This window comes from Pseudomonas sp. RAC1, from assembly GCF_030658255.1.
GTDB lineage: Bacteria > Pseudomonadota > Gammaproteobacteria > Pseudomonadales > Pseudomonadaceae > Aquipseudomonas > Aquipseudomonas boreofloridensis.
In genome coordinates, this window is the sequence record NZ_JAUTXS020000038.1 from 109688 (window position 1) to 128308 (window position 18621).

Annotated in this window: 20 protein-coding genes and 1 tRNA gene; 11 read left to right on the plus strand and 10 right to left on the minus strand. The window is 62.7% G+C overall.

Annotation, left to right across the window (positions count from 1 at the left end):
* The first annotated feature begins 102 nt into the window (after positions 1-102).
* From aroC to Q7C30_RS17865, 3 genes are all read left to right on the plus strand, one after another.
* Positions 103-1194 (plus strand): chorismate synthase, encoded by a 1092-nt coding sequence (gene aroC, locus Q7C30_RS17855; protein WP_029613746.1) that lies wholly within the window; start codon positions 103-105, stop codon positions 1192-1194.
* Positions 1195-1262: 68 nt separating this feature from the next.
* Entirely contained in the window at positions 1263-2417 is a 1155-nt protein-coding gene (locus tag Q7C30_RS17860; protein WP_317872281.1) for an MFS transporter, read from the plus strand.
* Positions 2417-2947, plus strand: coding sequence for an oxidase (locus Q7C30_RS17865; protein ID WP_317872282.1), 531 nt, complete (start codon positions 2417-2419; stop codon positions 2945-2947). The genes Q7C30_RS17860 and Q7C30_RS17865 overlap by 1 nt, the downstream gene beginning before the upstream one ends.
* Positions 2948-3034: 87 nt before the next feature.
* Here Q7C30_RS17865 and Q7C30_RS17870 read toward each other — a convergent pair whose 3' ends face one another.
* Positions 3035-3307 carry a DUF3509 domain-containing protein gene (locus tag Q7C30_RS17870; protein WP_029613749.1) on the minus strand — a complete coding sequence of 91 codons (273 nt, stop codon included), beginning with the start codon at positions 3305-3307 and terminating at the stop codon, positions 3035-3037.
* Positions 3308-3579: 272 nt separating this feature from the next.
* Between Q7C30_RS17870 and Q7C30_RS17875 the strand changes: the two genes are divergently transcribed.
* Both Q7C30_RS17875 and Q7C30_RS17880 read left to right on the plus strand, forming a co-directional pair.
* Positions 3580-4101 (plus strand): ankyrin repeat domain-containing protein, encoded by a 522-nt coding sequence (locus tag Q7C30_RS17875; protein WP_317872283.1) that lies wholly within the window; start codon positions 3580-3582, stop codon positions 4099-4101.
* 53 nt (positions 4102-4154) lie between these two features.
* Positions 4155-4685 carry a hypothetical protein gene (locus Q7C30_RS17880; RefSeq protein WP_317872284.1) on the plus strand — a complete coding sequence of 177 codons (531 nt, stop codon included), beginning with the start codon at positions 4155-4157 and terminating at the stop codon, positions 4683-4685.
* 45 nt (positions 4686-4730) lie between these two features.
* On the opposite strand, the gene Q7C30_RS17885 is transcribed toward Q7C30_RS17880, so the two are convergent.
* On the minus strand, positions 4731-5669 hold the full coding sequence (locus Q7C30_RS17885; RefSeq protein WP_317872285.1) for a ZIP family metal transporter: 939 nt from the start codon (positions 5667-5669) through the stop codon (positions 4731-4733).
* Positions 5670-5970: 301 nt separating this feature from the next.
* On the opposite strand from Q7C30_RS17885, the gene Q7C30_RS17890 reads away from it, so the two are divergent.
* From Q7C30_RS17890 to Q7C30_RS17905, 4 genes are all read left to right on the plus strand, one after another.
* Positions 5971-6162 (plus strand): PLDc N-terminal domain-containing protein, encoded by a 192-nt coding sequence (locus Q7C30_RS17890; protein WP_039579165.1) that lies wholly within the window; start codon positions 5971-5973, stop codon positions 6160-6162.
* A gap of 154 nt (positions 6163-6316) precedes the next feature.
* Positions 6317-8395: an LTA synthase family protein gene (locus Q7C30_RS17895; RefSeq protein ID WP_039579161.1), complete on the plus strand. Its 2079-nt coding sequence runs from the start codon at positions 6317-6319 to the stop codon at positions 8393-8395.
* 190 nt (positions 8396-8585) lie between these two features.
* Positions 8586-8822 (plus strand): hypothetical protein, encoded by a 237-nt coding sequence (locus Q7C30_RS17900; protein WP_029613755.1) that lies wholly within the window; start codon positions 8586-8588, stop codon positions 8820-8822.
* Positions 8823-9008: 186 nt separating this feature from the next.
* Positions 9009-9341, plus strand: a complete 333-nt coding sequence (locus Q7C30_RS17905) for a ribonuclease E inhibitor RraB (RefSeq protein WP_029613756.1) — start codon at positions 9009-9011, stop codon at positions 9339-9341.
* Between the two features lie 33 nt (positions 9342-9374).
* Here Q7C30_RS17905 and Q7C30_RS17910 read toward each other — a convergent pair whose 3' ends face one another.
* Positions 9375-10175, minus strand: coding sequence for a cytochrome c (locus Q7C30_RS17910; RefSeq protein ID WP_317872286.1), 801 nt, complete (start codon positions 10173-10175; stop codon positions 9375-9377).
* 534 nt (positions 10176-10709) lie between these two features.
* On the opposite strand from Q7C30_RS17910, the gene Q7C30_RS17915 reads away from it, so the two are divergent.
* The gene (locus Q7C30_RS17915; protein ID WP_029613758.1) at positions 10710-11438 is read left to right on the plus strand and encodes an amidotransferase; all 729 of its coding nucleotides are present in this window, start codon (positions 10710-10712) and stop codon (positions 11436-11438) included.
* A gap of 63 nt (positions 11439-11501) precedes the next feature.
* Here Q7C30_RS17915 and Q7C30_RS17920 read toward each other — a convergent pair whose 3' ends face one another.
* The 3 genes from Q7C30_RS17920 to Q7C30_RS17930 all read right to left on the minus strand — a co-directional run bounded on the left by Q7C30_RS17920 (position 11502) and on the right by Q7C30_RS17930 (position 14055).
* Positions 11502-12473 carry a magnesium and cobalt transport protein CorA gene (locus tag Q7C30_RS17920; protein WP_039579153.1) on the minus strand — a complete coding sequence of 324 codons (972 nt, stop codon included), beginning with the start codon at positions 12471-12473 and terminating at the stop codon, positions 11502-11504.
* Between the two features lie 70 nt (positions 12474-12543).
* Positions 12544-13263, minus strand: coding sequence for a 1-acylglycerol-3-phosphate O-acyltransferase (locus Q7C30_RS17925; protein ID WP_116888706.1), 720 nt, complete (start codon positions 13261-13263; stop codon positions 12544-12546).
* 102 nt (positions 13264-13365) lie between these two features.
* Positions 13366-14055, minus strand: coding sequence for a crotonase/enoyl-CoA hydratase family protein (locus tag Q7C30_RS17930; RefSeq protein WP_317872287.1), 690 nt, complete (start codon positions 14053-14055; stop codon positions 13366-13368).
* A 289-nt stretch (positions 14056-14344) separates the two neighbouring features.
* Here Q7C30_RS17930 and Q7C30_RS17935 point away from each other — a divergent pair.
* A tRNA-Ser gene (locus tag Q7C30_RS17935) sits at positions 14345-14434 on the plus strand.
* A gap of 56 nt (positions 14435-14490) precedes the next feature.
* Here the strand turns inward: Q7C30_RS17935 and Q7C30_RS17940 are convergent.
* The 4 genes from Q7C30_RS17940 to Q7C30_RS17955 are packed head-to-tail and all read right to left on the minus strand — an operon-like array spanning position 14491 to position 18540.
* Positions 14491-15456, minus strand: coding sequence for a D-glycerate dehydrogenase (locus Q7C30_RS17940; RefSeq protein WP_317872288.1), 966 nt, complete (start codon positions 15454-15456; stop codon positions 14491-14493).
* Positions 15457-15464: 8 nt separating this feature from the next.
* A complete protein-coding gene (locus tag Q7C30_RS17945) occupies positions 15465-16757 on the minus strand; it encodes an MFS transporter (protein WP_039579145.1) in 1293 nt (430 codons plus the stop codon).
* Positions 16758-16817: 60 nt separating this feature from the next.
* Complete coding sequence (locus Q7C30_RS17950) at positions 16818-17768, minus strand: sugar kinase (RefSeq protein ID WP_317872289.1); 951 nt, start codon at positions 17766-17768, stop codon at positions 16818-16820.
* Positions 17761-18540 (minus strand): AP endonuclease, encoded by a 780-nt coding sequence (locus Q7C30_RS17955; RefSeq protein WP_317872290.1) that lies wholly within the window; start codon positions 18538-18540, stop codon positions 17761-17763. Before Q7C30_RS17955 ends, Q7C30_RS17950 begins: the two co-directional genes overlap by 8 nt.
* Positions 18541-18621 lie beyond the last annotated feature (81 nt).

Consider the following 18621-nt stretch of genomic DNA (forward strand, 5'->3'; position numbering starts at 1 on the left):
ACCGGGGGGCCAAGCGAAGGTTCTCGGGTTTTTTGTCGCAGGGGCGCGGCTTTCCGTATACTGGCGACCTTCTCAAGTTCAGGCTGATTTCGCGGAGCGTCCATGTCCGGCAATACCTACGGCAAGCTGTTCACCGTCACCACCGCAGGCGAGAGCCATGGTCCCGCGCTGGTCGCCATCGTCGACGGCTGCCCGCCCGGTCTGGACATCACCCTGGCCGACCTGCAACGTGACCTGGATCGGCGCAAGCCCGGCACCAGCCGCCACACCACCCAGCGTCAGGAGGCCGACGAAGTCGAGATTCTTTCCGGGGTATTCGAGGGGCGCACCACCGGTTGCTCGATTGGTCTGCTGATCCGCAATACTGATCAGAAGTCCAAGGACTACTCGGCGATCAAGGATCTGTTCCGCCCGGCCCACGCCGACTACACCTATCACCACAAGTACGGTGAGCGCGACTACCGCGGCGGTGGCCGCAGCTCGGCGCGCGAAACCGCCATGCGCGTGGCGGCCGGTGCCATCGCCAAGAAATTCCTGGCGACCCAGGGTATTCGCGTGCGCGGCTACATGAGCCAGTTGGGTCCGATCGCGATTCCGTTCAAGACCTGGGACAGCGTCGAGCAGAACGCGTTCTTCTGCCCGGACCCGGACAAGGTGCCGGAACTGGAGGCCTACATGGACCAGTTGCGCCGCGACCAGGACTCGGTCGGTGCCAAGATCACCGTGGTCGCCGAAGGGGTGATGCCTGGCCTTGGCGAGCCGATATTCGACCGTCTGGATGCCGAGTTGGCCCACGCCCTGATGAGCATCAATGCGGTGAAAGGCGTCGAGATCGGCGCCGGTTTCGCCAGCATTGCCCAGCGGGGCAGCGAGCACCGCGACGAGATGACGCCCGAGGGCTTCCTCAGCAACAACGCGGGCGGCATTCTTGGCGGCATTTCTTCGGGTCAGCCGATCGTGGCCCATCTGGCGCTCAAGCCGACCTCCAGCATCACCATTCCCGGACGCTCCATCGATGTCGATGGCAATGCGGTGGAGGTGGTGACCAAGGGCCGTCATGATCCCTGCGTGGGCATTCGGGCCACGCCCATCGCCGAGGCCATGATGGCGATCGCCTTGATGGATCACCTGCTGCGCCACCGCGCGCAGAACGCCGATGTGAAGGTGACCACGCCGGTACTCGGTCTGCGCTGATCCACCTGCTGCGGCTCTGTCGCACCCCGGTGTGACGGAGTCGGCGCAGGTTATTCCCAGGTCCACCCATGTCTTCCATTCCCTACTGGCGCCTGTCCAGCTTTTACCTCAGCTACTTCGCCCTGTTGGGCGCCACTGCACCGTTCCTGGCCCTGTACTTCGATCATCTGGGGTTTGCTCCGGCACGCATCGGCGAGCTGGTGGCCATTCCCATGCTCATGCGCTGCGTGGCCCCGAACTTGTGGGGGTGGCTGGGTGATCGCAGCGGTCGCCGGCTGTTGATCGTGCGCCTGGGCGCACTGTGTACGCTGGGTGCGTTTTCGCTGATCTTCTTCGCCAAGAGCTACGCCTGGCTGGCGCTGGTCATGGCCTTGCATGCGTTTTTCTGGCATGCCGTGTTGCCGCAGTTCGAGGTGATCACCCTGGCTCACCTGCATGGCCAGACCTCGCGCTACAGCCAGGTCAGGCTGTGGGGTTCGATCGGCTTCATTCTCGCTGTCGTGGGCCTGGGACGATTGTTCGAGTGGTTGAGTCTGGATATCTACCCGCTGGCGGTGGTGGGCATCATGGCCGGCATCCTCGTCGCCAGCCTTTGGGTACCCAATGCGCAGCCGGCGGAGCATGCAGCGAGACCTGCTGGCGAAGGCTTTCTGGCGCAACTGCGGGCTCCGGGCGTGTTGGCGTTCTATGGGTGCGTGGCACTGATGCAATTCAGTCATGGGCCTTACTACACGTTCCTCACCCTGCATCTGGAGCACTTGGGCTACAGCCGTGGCGCCATCGGCCTGCTGTGGGCGCTGGGGGTGGTGGCCGAGGTGCTGATGTTCCTGTCGATGAGCCGGGTGTTCGCGCGCTTGAGCATACGCGCTGTGCTGCTGGTGAGCTTCCTGCTTGCCACACTGCGCTGGCTGCTATTGGGCAGCCTGGCCGAAGTGCCGGCCGTGCTGATTTTCGCGCAATTGCTGCACGCGGCGACCTTTGGTTGCTTTCATGCCGCGGCCATCGCGTTCGTCCAGTCCAGCTTCGGGGCGCGGCAACAGGGGCAAGGGCAGGCGTTGTACGCTGCGCTGTCCGGAACCGGCGGCGCGTTGGGTGCACTGTTCTCCGGTTATGCCTGGAGCGGCCTGGGCCCGTCATTCACCTTTGGTATGGCCAGCCTCGCGGCGCTGGCCGCAGCCGTTATCATTGCCCGCCATTGTCCACCGAGCAGGAGCAGCCCCTGATGAGCATTCTCAGCGTTTTCCAGTGCAGCAGCCCACAGCTGCCGTACAAGGTGCTGACCCACCACGACGACATCGTTGCAACGTTGGCCGAACATGGCGTGCGGTTCGCCCACCAGAGTCTTCCGTGGTCTATCCGGCCAGGTAATGCCCAGCAACAGGTTCGCGACGAGGCGGGTGAGTGGATCGATGGGCTAATGGCTGAGCATGGCGCCACATCATGGACATTGCTCGATTGTGAGGAAGAATTGCCGGACGCTGGCGGCTGGCGCGAGGAGCACGTTCACAACGCGCTTGAGGTATTTGCCATGATGGCGGGGCGTGCTCAGGTCAGCCTGCGGATAGGCGATGAGGTGTTCGCAGTATTGTGCGAGAGGGGCGATATTCTGCACGTGCCAGCCGAAATACGGCGCTGGATCGACCTGGGGGACAGGCCGTTCTGCCTGGCGCTGCGCCTCACCGGGAACGGTCAGCCCGCGAAATTCACAGGGGATGATTTGTGCCGCGAACTTCCGGGGATGGCTGAGCTCTAACGCTCCACGCAACGATCGCGGGGTACTCCTGCTCCAGCGCAGTCCCTTCGTGGGAGCAGGAGTGCCTCGCGAACCCGGTGGCCATGCTCAACGGTAGGTTGGCAGGGCGAAGCGTTGTTGGCTTTGCAGCATGGAAATGACGGGCAATTCGCTCGCCTGCTCGGCCAGATCGCGGCGGATGGCGCTGATGGCCCAGGACAGTTGCTCGGCGCTGTGCAGTTGTGCGTAAGAGAGCACGCGGCGGGTCACGGTACCGTCAGCAGCGCGCAGCGTCAGCAGGATGCCACCGTCCGGGCGGGACTTGGTGTCGACCTGGTAAGCGGAAAAGACCGAGACGAATTTTTCCTGGATAAGGTCCATTAGCAACTCCTGATGTATAAGCGTTGGCAATCGTGGAGTAATGATTGCAGTCACCGTGCCAGGATTCGGACTTTGTTATTTTCCTTTAAAATCAATGACTTATTACTGATTTCCATAAAGCCTTCCATGCATTGTGCATGGTCGTGCAATTTGCACAGTGCATTTTGCAAGGTCATAGCCGCTGTCTTTGACGTCGATAGAATCTGAACCTTTGTCCTGCGCCTGAGGCCTGAAGCAGAATCAGGCCATCATTTTTTGCCAGGAGGTTGCAGATGTCCGATTCACAGCCCGTCACCATGACTGAAGATGAAACCGCTGCGTTCGCTGCAGAGGTATTCGAGCGCGCCCGTCAGGGCGATGCGGTGATGATCGAGCGGCTGCTCGAAGGTGGATTGCCTGCCAACTTGCGCAACCACAAGGGTGACACCTTGCTGATGCTGGCCAGCTATCACGGTCACCATGCGGCGGTGCAGGTACTGTTGAACCATGGTGCAGATCCCCTGATCGCCAATGACAATGGTCAGTTGCCTATCGCCGGGGCGGCCTTCAAAGGCGACCTGCCGATGATTCGCCTGTTGGTCGAGCATGGCGTGCCAGTCGATGCCGCCGCCCAGGATGGCCGCACCGCGCTGATGCTGGCGGCCATGTTCAACCGCAGCGAGATTCTCGACTACCTGCTCGCCCAGGGTGCCGATCCGGCTCATCGGGACGCGCGGGGCGCCACGGCCTTGGTGGCCGCGCAAACCATGGGCGCCAGCGACGCTGCCGCTCGGCTCCAGTCCCTGGTCGGCTGAGGGCGCGGCGGGTATCCTTGGCGCCTTTTTGCCCTTCGCCAAGCAGGCCCTCCATGAAAACCCAGTTGCTCGAATTCATCAGCCTCATCGGCGCCGGCTGCATCCCGGAGGCTGACATCGAGCGCATCGCTGACGAAGCCGCCCAGGCCTACGCCGATCCGGCGGCTTTTCTTGCAGCCAATCCCGACATCAATTACGACGACAGCTTCCCGATCCCGCTCGGCGAATGGGTGGTGCTCGGCAGTCTCCCGGATACCGTGGTGTTTCAAGCCGATACCTACCAAGGGCTGTTTCAGGCCATCAGTGACTCCTTCGACAAGAGCGTGCCATTGACCCTCAAGCCCAAGCAGTTGACGCGCACCGAACCGCTGACAGCGCTCAACCGCATTCAGGTTCAGATGAGTGCGCTGAACAAGGAGGCGGGCGGCTATGTGCTGCTCGACTTCAGCCAACTGCTCGATGACGAATTGCAGATGGTGATGGTCGGTCAACATGACCTGCCGCGGGTGCTGGAGTTGGGTCAGGCACTGGGTATCAAGGTGGAGCCAGCGCTGGAGGCGCTCAAGGTCGCTGTTCACGTCTGAGGCGCGAGTCAGTGCCTTGAGCGGGTGAGAGGACGTGCCGACGTGTCAGCCCAGGGCCGTGTCGAGAAACATCATCACTGCGAAACCGCCCATCAGACCCAGGGTTGCGGAGGTCTGGTGACCATTGCGATGGGTTTCGGGGATGACTTCATGGGACACCACGAAGATCATCGCGCCAGCCGCCAGGCCCATGCTGATGGGGTAGGCGAGGGCAAAGCCGGTGGAGATGCCCAGGCCAATCACCGCGCCCAGCGGCTCCATGAGTCCCGAGCCGATGGCCACAAGCGCAGCCTTGAAATTCGACAGCCCCGTGGCGCGCAGTGCCATGGCCACCGCCAGACCCTCCGGGATGTCCTGAATGGCGATGGCGCTGGTCAGTGGCAAGCCGATGCTCATGTCGCCATTGGTGAAGCTCACACCGATGGCCATGCCTTCGGGCAAGTTGTGCAGCGTGATCGCCAGTACGAACAGCCATACCCTGCTCACCCGCTCGGCGTCCGGGCCGCAAGGGCCAGTGCTTTCGTGCTCATGGGGGGTGAAGCGGTCCAGGCCGAGCATCAGCAGGACCCCCAGGCCCATGCCCAGCACCACCACGGCGGCAGCGGCCGGGCCGTTGCCGGTGATCGCCCGAGCAGCATCCAGCCCGGGCAGAATCAGGGAAAACGAACTGGCGGCGAGCATCATGCCGGCGGCAAAGCCCAGCATCACGTCCTGGCTGCGGGCGCTGACGTCGCGCAGCACCACGGCCAGGATCGCGCCCAGCGCCGTCGCGGCAAAACCCGATAGACCGCCCAGCGCCGCCAGGTGCAGGTTCTGCGAGTGATCGCCATTGATCGCATTCCACAAGCTGGCCAGCAGCAGCAGGATGATCGCCAACAGGCTCAGCCCCAGGCCGGCGCTCAGCCAGGGCGTGTTCAGCGCCTGCTGGCGCCAGGCATCCAGAAACGAGGAGGGTGAGGAGCCGTGGGTGTGAACTGGGGGCATGCAGACCTCTGCGACGATGAATGGCGGCAGTCTATCCAGTGACCCGTGGCGCGGGCCAAGGATTCCCTTCTATGGGGGTAATAGCCGACTATGCTCAGCCCTAGGCTCTGTTTGAAAAGTCTTGAGACGAAGGTCAGGCAAGGCGAAAACCGCCGAGGAACGGTCGGAGTCGCGCTCGACTTTACGGGTTGTAAATGAGCATTCCGACCGGGCTGGCGATCCAGGCGGTTTCCAACGCAGCATCACCGAGTATCAAGACTTCTCAGACAGAGACTAACGACGTCACACTGGGAGTTGCCACATGGGTTCAACCTTCAATGGCCTCGTTGGCCTCATCATTCTGGCCCTGGATATCTGGGCGATCGTCAACGTGCTGAAAAGCTCGAGCGAGGTCGGGATCAAGATCCTGTGGATTCTGCTGATTGTGTTGTTGCCGGTCTTGGGACTGATCATCTGGGCGATTGCCGGACCGCGCGGTAACGTGCGGCTGTGATCGTTCGTCGTGACAAAATTTTCACACGGGATTCACCAAACTCCGCGCCGCACGTTTACTGTATGCGTCCCTGCCGGCAATCGACCGGCACGGGCCTGAAAAAGGCGCGCCAGTGCCTTCTCCCACTCCCTGAAACCCTAGGATCCTCCCATTCATGGCCAATTCGGATGCCTTGAAGCCACGGGCCACGTCGGCACCGTTCGCACCGACCGTCAAATCGCACCTTGCCTACACCTTGCTCAGCGGTCTGCTGATCATGCTGATGCTCAGCCTGGTGCGCCTGGCGCTGCTGATCTACAACAGCGACCTGATCGGCGATACCCCGGCGGCTACGGTTGCCGAAGGCTTCGTCAACGGCTTGCGCTTCGACCTGCGGGTCGTGGTGTACCTGAGCATTCCGCTGCTGCTGGCGACCCTCAGCCCATGGGCCATGGCACGCCGCGGGCTGTTCCGTTTCTGGCTGACGGTCAGTTCCAGTGTGGTGATGTTCCTCGGCCTGATGGAGCTGGACTTCTACCGTGAGTTCCACCAGCGCCTGAACGGTCTGGTCTTCCAGTACATCCAGGAAGACCCCAAGACCGTCATGAGCATGCTCTGGTACGGCTTCCCGGTGGTGCGCTACCTGTTGGCCTGGCTGTTCGGCACCTGGCTGCTGAGCTTGCTGTTCAAAGGTATCGACCGCCTCACCCGGGGCAGCGGCAGCACGGCGCAGGTGGCCGGAGCGCGTCGCGTGGCACCCTGGTACGGGCGTCTGGCCGTGTTCATGGTACTGCTGCTGGTGGCGGTGGTCGCGGCACGCGGCACGCTGCGTCAAGGTCCGCCGATGCGCTGGGGCGATGCGTTCACCACCGACTCGAACTTCGTCAACCAGTTGGGCCTCAATGGCACCCTGACCTTGATCGATGCGGCGAAGAGCCGTTACGGGGAGGACCGCGCCAATATCTGGAAGCCGGTCCTGGACACCCAGGTGGCCCAGCAGACCGTGCGCAACATGCTGCTGACGCCCAACGACACGCTGGTCGATGCCGACCAGGCGGCCGTGCGCCGCGACTTCCGGCCGCCGGCCGAGAACACCTTGCCGATCAAGAACGTGGTCGTGATCCTGATGGAGAGCTTCGCCGGCCACTCCGTCGGCGCGCTGGGCAGTCCGAACAACATCACACCGTATTTCGACAAGCTGGCCAAGGAGGGGTTGTTGTTCGACCGCTTCTTCTCCAATGGCACCCACACCCATCAGGGCATGTTCGCCACCATGGCGTGCTTCCCCAACCTGCCGGGCTTCGAGTACCTGATGCAGACGCCTGAGGGCGGGCACAAGCTGTCCGGTCTGCCGGCGCTGCTCAGTGCCCGCGACTATGACGATGTCTACGTCTACAACGGCGATTTCGCCTGGGACAACCAGTCCGGTTTCTTCGGCAACCAGGGCATGACCACCTTCATCGGCCGCAACGACTTCGTCAACCCGGTGTTCTCCGACCCGACGTGGGGTGTGTCCGACCAGGACATGTTCGATCGCGCCAATCAGGAGCTGTCGCACAATTACGGCAAGAAGCCGTTCTACGCCCTGCTACAGACGCTTTCCAACCACACGCCGTATGCCTTGCCGGCAGACCTGCCGGTGGAAAAGGTCACTGGCCAGGGACGTCTGGACGAGCACCTGACTGCCATGCGCTACTCCGACTGGGCACTTGGCCAGTTCTTCGAGAAGGCGCGCAAGGAGCCGTACTTCAAGGACACTCTGTTCGTGATCGTCGGCGACCACGGTTTCGGCAACAACCAGCAGATCACCGAGTTCGACCTGGGTCGTTTCAACGTGCCGTTGCTGTTGATCGCGCCGGGTATCCAGGAGAAGTTCGGTGCGGTCAGCCACACGGTCGGCACCCAGGTCGACATCGTACCGACCATCATGGGCCGCCTGGGTGGCGAAACCCGCCACCAGTGCTGGGGGCGTGATTTGCTGAACTTGCCTGCTGGCGACCAGGGTGTAGGCATGATCAAGCCTTCGGGCAGCGAGCAGGTGGTCGGTCTGGTGCAGGGCGATCGCTTGCTCATCGAGTCCAAGGACATGTCCCCGCGCATGTATCGCTACCAACTGGGTCGCGAATTCAAGGCCGAGCTGATCGAAAGCCCGGACCAGCCGGAGATGCTCCAGAAGCTCGAAGCCTTCATCCAGACGGCCACCAAGAGCCTGCTGGACAACACGGCTGGCGTGGTTCACGGCAAGCCGCAGTAATTGCCAGCGGTATGATCGAGCCCGCCGTCTATCGGCGGGCTTTTCATTTGCCACCCAGGCTCATAGGGAGCGTAGTGGATCCTGAAAAAATCTTCATGCCACAGCGCCAGCCTTTCTGAACAACGCCCTAGCCCCATGGTCAGCTATTAACAGATGTCACCCACGTTGTGCTTCGAGCGAGGATCTATCAATGAAAGAATGGGAAGTCATCTTTCTCGACCAGAAAGGTGTGAAGCAAAGTTTGCGTTTTGCCAGCGAGCGCGAGCCTAGCTTCGAGGCTGCGGCGCACGAGATTCTTTCAAAATGGTTCCCTGTGACGAAGCGGCTCGACCTCAATGATTTCGAGGACCGTAATCCCACCCCAACGCTCGAGCTGCTCAAGGAACAGCATGGGGTGACCATTCACACGATTCTCGAAGCGTCCTGATCACAACGCCCTGGCTGGGCACCGCACGACGTACTACTCTGCACACAGGCGCCGGTTCACTTCGAGTCGGTGCCTATCACCTCCACCGCTGCATCAGCTCGAACTGCCAGTCACCTAACCTGCGCGCCCGCGCGGGCGCGTCAATGCACGGAAAGTCTATCCCTTGGTTTTTCAGGAGGACGATTCATGAGCAGCCAGAACGATGACATCAGCAGCAGCGTACTCCGCCAGATGAAGGCGGGCGGGTTCGACTTCACCCAGATCCATCCCATCGAGTTCTATGCCACCTTCCCGGACGAGGACGGTGCGCGTCAGGCTGCCGGACAGTTTCGCGGTGAGTCGATCAATGCCCAGGTGCATGAGCGTGACGATGGAGCCTGGCACCTGGAACTGAGCAAAGTAATGTTCGCCACCCATCGTGGTATCGGGGCGTTCGAGCAAGCCTTCGAGGCGGTGATTTCGCCCTTGGGCGGCGAAGTCGAGGGCTGGGGCGTTCGGCAGGAACGCTGTGTAGCCTGAACCGGCGGGGCCATGGATTGGCCCCCTCGTCGCTCAGCGTCGACGTCCGGCCATATGCGCCAGATAGCCGATCAGCGCGTCCAGTTCCTGATCACTCAATACCGTCTCCGGGAATCCAGGCATGCGCGCCTGCGGCCAGTGCCTGAGGCTCTGTGGGTCACGCAAGTACTGGCGCAGATAGCCAGGCTGGAAATATTCAGTGGGGTTGTGCGGCACATTGAGGTCCGGTCCGAACTGCGCGTCGCCTGCGCCGTTGAGGCGGTGGCAGACCAGGCAGTTTTGCTGAAACAGCGCAAAACCCTGCCGCACAGGGTCTTCGGCCGACAGTTCAGCCGCAGGAAGCAGGGCAGGGAAGCGCTCGGAGACGGGCGCCAGCCGACGGATGCTGGCTATCTGATAGGGCCATTGTTCAGGGCGAATAGCGCTGGCAGCTGGATCAGTCCACACCAGATAGAAGGGCCCTGCACTTGGCTTGCCTGGTTTCAGGCCGGGCCAGGGTTGATGCGGGTCTTCCACTGCTACCCAGGCCCGCGCCGGTCCGGGTTGCAGTAAAGGGCCAGCCGGCATTTCCGCGGCGAATCCATCCAGCGCTACGGCCTGCAGATGATCGTCTTCGTCGACGCCCTCGAGCAGGCTTGCCAAGGGTACGGCACGGTAGTGCATCGCTCGCTTGTAGGCCACATCCTCTGGAATGTCGATCGCTTGAGCCTGGGGGTGCTTCAACAATTGCTCGGCCTGCCATTGACGCTGAACCTGCCCCAGGTCCAGTGTCAGTTGCGCGGCCGCCAACGGCGCGCTGATCAGCAAAAAGAACAAGCCCAGACAGTGGCGCACGACGTTTCTCCAACCCATGAGGGTTGGCAGGTTACCGTTGCCCGGCCTAATGGCGCCAGCCTTGCATCAACCGAACAGACGCGTCAGGTTGGGAAGGATCAGCAGCAAGGTGGTGGCGAAAAGTATGAGTCCCGCTTGGCGTACTTTCGAGTGTCTGAACATGGCGGACCGCCTTCTTGTTGTTATTCCTGAATAACCCTTGGCTTCCTTGTCGCGTCGGGTCGATCACGATGGCGTGCACAACGCCATTTGCTGCTTGCCTGTTGCTGCCCTGTTACACGTGTCTACACCCAAAAGTAGGGCGATTGTCACCCGTGTTTCAGAACCCTTTGTTCTAACGTAAGACGCCTGCATTCCCTGACATTATGAGGCCATTGGCCAGATCGCTGTCATGCTTGGACTAGACGCCTTCAAGTGAGCCCTCGAGAGAACGTTGCTTCCCTACCGTTCGTCAGTGCACACCTCTTGCTTGTACGTGGCTTTCGCGGCAGTCTCTAGCGTTGATTTCTACCCTTGTCGTTCAGGACTATCCCTATGTCGTTACGCATCTGCATCCTTGAAACCGATGTCCTGCGACCGGAGTTGACGGCGCAGTACCAGGGCTATGGAAGGATGTTCGAGCAGCTGTTCTCGCGTCAGCCGATCGCAGCGCAATTCTGCGTCTACAACGTGATGAACGGTGAATACCCTCCGGAAGGCGAAACCTTCGACGCCTATCTTGTGACCGGCAGCAAGGCCGACTCGTTCGGTTCCGATGCCTGGATTCAGACGCTCAAGGCCTACCTGCTGAAACTCTATGAGCGCGGCGAAAAGTTACTGGGCGTCTGTTTCGGCCATCAGCTGCTGGCGCTGGTGCTCGGAGGGAAGGCCGAGCGTGCCGATCGCGGCTGGGGGCTGGGTATCCACCGCTACCGTCTGGCCGCCCATGCGCCGTGGATGGATCCGCAGGTCAGTGAACTCACCCTGTTGATCAGCCACCAGGACCAGGTGACGCAACTGCCCGAAGGCGCAACGCTGATCGCCTCCAGCGATTTCTGCCCCAATGCCGCTTACCACGTGGGTGACCAGGTCCTGTGCTTCCAGGGCCATCCGGAATTCGTCCACGACTACTCGCGTGCATTGCTCGATGCCCGTCAGGATCGCTTGGGCGATGAAGTCTACAACCAGGCCGTAGCGAGCCTGAGCACCGACCATCAAGGTGATCTGGTGGGCGAGTGGATGCTGCGCTTCATCCAGCATCCCCGCAAGCAAAGCGCGGCCTGACTTCAGACGAAAAAGCTCACCGAAGAAGCCAGCGCCCGCATGAGCGCTGCGCTTCGCGGATCGTCACAACCAGCCTGAGCGCTTGAAGCTGGCGAACAGCCCGGTGCAGCCGGCAGCGATCACGCCCAGCACCAGGAAATAACCGTAGTGCCAACCCAACTCCGGCATGTTCTGGAAGTTCATCCCATAGATACCGGCAATGGCCGTAGGGAAGGCGAGAATCGCCGCCCAGGCAGCGAACTTGCGCTGCACGATGCTCTGTCGTGAGGACTCCAGCAGCATGCCGATCTCGATGGTCTGGCTGGCGATGTCGCGGATGCCGACCAGGTCTTCCATCTGTCGGGTGACGTGAATCTGTACGTCCCGAAAGTACGGGCGCATGTTCTTGTCGATGAAGGGAAAGCTCAGGCGCTGCAGTTCTTCGCCAATTTCCACCATCGGCGCCACGTAACGTCGCATGCGCAGGATGTCACGGCGCAGGCTGTGCAGGCGGCGGATGTCCTGTTCCTGCAGCGAGCCACTGAGCACGCTCTGCTCCAGTGCCTCGATCTCGCTGTGGATCGCCTCGCTGACCGGCTGGTAGTTCTCGGTGACGAAGTCCAGCAGGGCGTACAGCACGAAGTCCTCGCCGTGTTCGAGCAGCAAGGGTCGCGCTTCGCAGCGCTGGCGCACCAAGGCATAGGATTTGGAGTGACCATTGCGGCAGGTGATGACATAACCCTTGCCGGCGAAGATGTGGGTCTCGATGAATTCCAGGCGACCTTCATGGCGCACCGGCGAATACGTGACGATGAACAACGCGTCGCCGAAGGTCTCCAGCTTCGGGCGGCTGTGCTTTTCCAGCGCGTCCTCGATGGCCAGTTCATGCAGGCCGAACTGGCGCTGCAGGTTGGCCAGTTCCTGGGCACTGGGTTCCTCCAGCCCAATCCAGACGAAATGACCGGGTTTGTTCGCCCATTCGCTGCCTTCGTCGAGGCTGATGTTGGTGACCTTTCTGCCGGCGCTGTACACCGCCGCTGCAACGACTCGACCCATGGCTGCCTGCTTGTTCGGTTGACTGTTGCGACAGCTTGGGCTGAGTCGCGGCGAACGGCAAGCAGCGCGCTCAGCGCGTGGGCAGTTCCTGCTCCATGTGATCGATGCACTGCTGCATCTGCGTGCGGCACTGTTCCATCAAGGCGGGCAAGTCCTGTTGGCTGAGCCCTCGCGTGGCAATTGGCGGCAGCGAGCGGACGATCACCGTCCGTCGTCGCCAACTGTTCAGGTTCAGGCGCTGCGTGTAGCGGCTGACGCACACGGGCACGATGGGCACGCCGGCTTCCAAGGCCATGTGAAAGGCGCCTTTCTTGAACGCCAGCAACTGTTCGGACGGGTTGCGCGTGCCTTCGGGGAAAATCCAGATCGAGGTGCCGTCGCGCAGGATACGCGTCGTGGTCTGCAGCGCCTTGCGCGCCTGGTAGGCATTCTTTCGATCCACCAGCACGTTGCCGCCGAGCCAGAACAACTGGCCGAACAGGGGAATCCAACCCAGGGTCTTCTTGCCGATGGCCACGGTGCGTCGTGGCACCACTTGCCCGAGGATGAACAGGTCGTAGTTGGATTGATGGTTGGCGACGATGACGCAGCCGGGCGGCTGATCCCACAACGGCCCGACTTCGGCCTTGACCTGGAGACGCATGAACCAAGCGGCCGGCACACTGTAGAGGCGGGCAAAGAGGCGGCTGTTATCCGGGTTGAAGGGGCGGCACAGGCCGATGAGCAGACCTACGGCGCCGACCAGCAGGAAGTGCAGGCCCAGCACAAGCATGCGAAGCAGATAGAGCATGATACGACTCACACCAGACAGTCGCGGTGCAGTGTACGACCGTGCACTGGCTGGGGCAAACACCGGCAGCGCTGACCACCGGTGAGCCTGGGCCCAGGCGTGTCAGCCCATGTGATGCTGGTCGGCTTGGATCGCCTCGTCCAATTTCGCCAGCAACGCCTTGCGCACCTTCAGCTTGGTGTTCTTGTGGGCCAGCATATTGAGCTTCTTCAGTTCGTGCGCTGCCGCGAGCGCTGCCTGCTGAAGCTGTTCGGCCGGCACCACCTTGTCGAGGAAGCCGGCGACCACGGCGGCGTGCGGATCGAACACTTCGGCGTTGTTCACCGAGCGCTGGAAGCTCGAGCGGGACAGGCGGTCGCGCGCCAGCTCGATGCCCGCGTGGTGCATGGTCATGCCGATCTGCACTTCGTTCAGGCAAATCTTGAACGGGCCTTCGACGCCAATCCGGTAGTCGGCCGAGAGCAGCAGGAACGCGCCTTTGGCCACGGCATTGCCGGGGCAGGCGACGATCACCGGGAAGGGGTGCGAAAGCAGGCGGCGGGACAGGGTGGAGCCGGCGGTGACCAGACCGATGGCCTCCTTGGGACCCGCCGTCATGACCTTCAGGTCGTATCCACCCGAGAGAATGCCGGGTTGGCCGGTGACGATCACCACCGCGCGCTCCTCGGCAGCGCGGTCCAGGGCCGCATTGAAGGCCGTGATCAGGTCCGGCGAGATCGCATTGACCTTGCCATTGTTCAGCGTCAAGGTGGCGATGCCGTCTTCGGCATGGTAGGTAATCAGCTCGCTCATGACAGAGTCCTTTGGGTGGCGTGGCCACGACGTTACCCAGCGCTGCCGGCCAGGTAAAGCGCCTTGGCTGACTGCCTGGTCAGCCGACGCGGCGCAGGCCGCGTGTCGTCGGGTCCGATTGAAAGGCAGTGAAAAAAGCACGGGTCAGATTGGCCGTATTGCCCTGGCCCCGAGCCCTTGCCGGACGAAAGCCTTAAGCGCATGAAAATTCTGAAAAAAATGCTTGCCAAAGAAAAGCGCTTCTACTAAATTAGCGCGCCTCGACAGGCTGAATGGCTTGAAGAGATCCGGTGAAGTGTCCGAGTGGTCGAAGGAGCACGCCTGGAAAGTGTGTATACGAGAAATCGTATCAAGGGTTCAAATCCCTTCTTCACCGCCACTTTCATGCAACCCCAGCACATCGACGATGTGCTGGGGTTTTGCATTTCTGGACCCTCAGAACGGGTTCACCCAATGCCTCGGCCGCTCCCCGGCCAATCCCTCCAGCAGATTCTCCACCGCGCAGCGGGCCATGGCTTCACGAGTCTCGTGGGTCGCCGAGCCGATGTGCGGAGTCGCCACCACGTTGGTCAACTGCAGCAGCGGCGAGTCGGCCGGCAGCGGTTCCTGCTCGAAGACATCCAATCCCGCGCCACGCAGGCGTCCGCTGCGCAGGGCCTCGATCAGTGCCGCTTCATCGACCACGCGACCGCGGGCGATGTTCACCAGGATCGCCTCCGGCTTCATCAGCGCCAGTTCCCGGGCGCCGATGAGGCCTTCGGTGCTGGCGCTCAACGGCACGGTCAGGCAGACGAAATCCGCTTCGCCCAGCAAGGCCTCGAGGCTGCGATAGCGGGCGCCGTGGCGGGCCTCGGCGTCGGGCTTGCGGTGGTTACTGTGGTACAGCACGCGCATGCCGAAGCCGGCAGCGGCCCGTCGCGCCAGGGCGTCGCCGATGCGGCCCATGCCGATGATGCCGAGGGTCTTGCCTTGCACATCGGTGCCAAAATGCGCAGGTCCCAGGCTCTTGTGCCAGTGGCCATCGCGCACCCAGTTGGCCAGCTCCACCACCCGCCGCGCACTGGCGAGAATCAGCGCGAAACCCGTGTCGGCGGTGGTTTCGGTGAGCACGTCCGGGGTGTGGGTGAGCATTACCCGGCGTCGAGTCAGGTCCGCGACATCGTAGTTGTCCACGCCCACCGAGATGCTCGATACCACTTGCAGATTCGGCGCCAGGTCCAGCAGCGCGCTGCCCAACGGCAGGCTGGCACCGAGCAGGCCGTGGGCGTCGGGCAGGGCATCGCGCAGACGTGCCAGCCCGTCGGAGGCGTTGAGGTCCACTTGAGTGACGTCCACCTGCTGCTGCAGACGCTCGAGCAGCGGCTGGGACAGCGTTTTGTACACAACGACACGTTTGTTCATGTCAGCTCCTAATGACTGGCCGCCAGTTGCGCTGGACCTTGAGCGTTGCAGTCGGCGCGGTGCGGGGGTTTGAGAAAGGCGGTCAGCGCTACGGCGAGCAGTAGCGCTGCCGCCATGAACAAGTACGAACTGCCTGGTCCGCCGGTGATGCCGTTGAGGTAGCCCACCAGCCACGAGCCACCGAACGAGCCCAGCGCGCCCATGCTGTTGATCAGGGCCATGGCGCCACCGGCGACGTTGCTCGGCAGGATCTCCGGCACGATGGCGAAAAACGGCCCATAGGGCGCATACATGCACGCGCCTGCGACGACCAGCAGCGTGTACGACAGCCAGAAGTGTTCGCTGCCCAGCGCATAGGAGCCGTAGAACGCCACCGCTGCGATCAGCAGCGGCGGCCAGACGAAGCGCTTGCGCACTTGCAGGCGATCCGAGGCCCAGGACACGCCGACCATCGCCAGCACGGCCGCCAGGTAGGGCACCGAGGCGAGCCAGCCGGCTTCGACGATGTCCACCTGGGCGGCCTGCTTGAGGATCGACGGCAGCCAGAGCACGAAGCCGTACACCCCGATGCTCCAGCAGAAATACTGCAGCGACAGGATCATCACCTGCGGAGAACGGAAGGCCTCGCGGTAGTTCTTCACCGGTTTCAGCCCCTGCTGCTCGTCGGCCAACGCCTGCGCCAGTCGGGCTTTATCCGCCTCGCTCAGCCAGCTCGCCTGGGCCGGCCGGTCATCCACCAGGCGCCACCAGATGAAGGCCCAGATCACTGCCGGCAAGCCTTCGATGATGAACATCCAGCGCCAGTCCAGGTGCTTGATCAGGTAACCGGATACCACCGACATCCAGAGGATGGTCACCGGATTGCCGAGCATCAGGAAGGTATTGGCCCGTGAGCGCTCGGCGCGCGTGAACCAGTGGCACAGGTACACCAGCATCGCTGGCATCACCACGGCCTCTACCACGCCGAGCAGGAAGCGGATGGCGATCAGCAGGTAGACGTTGCTGACCATCCCGGTCAGGGTCGCCAGGCCGCCCCACAGGATCAGGCTGACGAAGATCAGCTTCTTGACGCTGCCTTTCTGGGCGTAGAGCGCACCGGGCACCTGGAAGAAGAAGTAGCCCAGGAAGAACAGCGCTCCCAGCAGCGAGGACAGGGCCGGGGTGATGTGCAGGTCGTCGGCCATGCCCGAGGCGGCGGCGAAGCCGTAGTTGGCGCGGTCCAGGTAGGCCAGGCTGTAAGTGATGAAGACGATGGGAATCAGGTACCACCAGCGCCGAGGCGCGAGACTGTTCGAGTGCATGAAAAAACTCCTGAGCGAATTGTTGTTGTCTCAGCAGGGCCGGCGCACCGGCGATGTTCATCAGGCGCTGGCGCGCAACTCATAGGCGGCCAGTTCTTCGCGCCGCGGCAGGCCCTCCATGTCACCCAGGCTTTGTACGGCGCGGCTGCCACACCAGTTGCCACGGGCCACCGCCAGTGCCAATGGCAGGCCGTCCAGCAGGGCACTGATCACGCCGACGGCAAAGGCATCGCCGGCACCGACGGTGTCGATCACTTTGGCTACCGGCACCGGGGCGACCAGGCCCTGGCTGGCGGCGTCGCGGTAATAGGCCCCGTCGGCACCGAGCTTGATCGCGACGCGCTGGACACCCTGGTCGAGGTAGAACGCGGCAATGTCGGCTGGCGTGCTCCAGCCGGTCAGTACGCGACCTTCCTCCAGGCCCGGCAGCACCCAATGCGCTTTGATCGCCAGGGCGTTGATCTCGCGCACCATGGTCTGGCGGTCCGGCCACAGGGAGGGGCGCAGGTTGGGATCGAAGGAAATGCTCGCGCCCGCCGCCCGCATGCACTCGATCAAGCGATGTGACAGCTGCCGACAAGGGGCGGACAGGGCCGGAACGATGCCGGTGGCGTGCAGATGGCGCGCCTGCGTCGAGGCGACGTCCAGATCGTCGACCGATAACCTGCTTGCCGCCGAACCCGCGCGGAAGTACTCGACCGCCGGGTCGCTGCCGTCATCACAACGGGCCTTGAGCTGAAAACCGGTGGGATGACGCGGATCGACCGCCACCTGGCTGCAATCCAGGCCCTCGCGGCGCAGGCTGGCGAGGACGAAGCGGCCCAGCGCATCGTCGCCCACGCGGCTCAGCCAGCGCACCCGCAGACCCAGCCGTGCCAGACCGATCGCGACATTGCTGTCGGCGCCGGCGATACGTCGGCTGAAGGTCTCCACCTGGTCAAGATCGCCCGGTTGCTGGGCCACGAACATGGCCATGGTTTCGCCGAAACACAGCACGTCATGCTCAGGCATGGCTCACCTCCGGGTGAGTGCCGAGCCGGGCCAGTGCGCAGGCGTGCAGATGGGTCACGGCGGTGAGGTCGGCACCGACCAAGGGATACTCCACGGCCCGGGGCACCCCTGGCGGGAAACAGGTGAACAAGCGCTGCCAGTTCGCCAGCTCGCTCGGCTCCGGCGGTACGGCGACCAAGCGGCCATCGGGGTTGCGCGCCACCGCCTTGCAGTGCACGTAGCGCACCCAGCCCCCGAGATGACGCGCCGCGTGTGCAGGCGATTCGCCTTGCCAGTGCCAGTTGCCAATGTCGAATGTCATGCCCACCGGCAGTGCGGCCTGCTGTGCGCGTTGGAAGAAGCTCAGCAGCGCCTCGAGCCGACCGCCGTACGCGGTCTGGTCGTTCTCGACCAGCAACAGCGGATCGCCGGGCTTGAGCCAGGGCCCGAGGTCGGCCAGGTCGCATTCGGCGCGGAAATGACCGAGCGACACCTTCAGCGCGACCGCGCCCAGCGCCCGGGCTGTGGCCAGTGCCTGCGGCAACTGCGGGTCCGGCCGGCCTTGCCGCGTCCACAGCTCCAGGGGCGCTGAATACAGGCATTCCAGGCCGCGGCTGGCGACCGCTGCCTTGAGCCGGGCGGTATCAAGCGGCTCGGTGAACAACTCTTCGCGCAGTTCGACGCGGTCGACCCCGGCGTTGGCCAGCACGTCGAGAAAAGCGACCTGGCCACGCTCGCGGACCTGGTCGGCGCCGTAGCTGGAGAGGCTGATGGAAACAGGATTGGGCTGCATTGTTATTGTCCTCGTCTGCTTCGAATGAAATCGGTTTCATTTTGACTCGCAGCGGTGTGCTGCGCGGTGTCGTCGCAACCT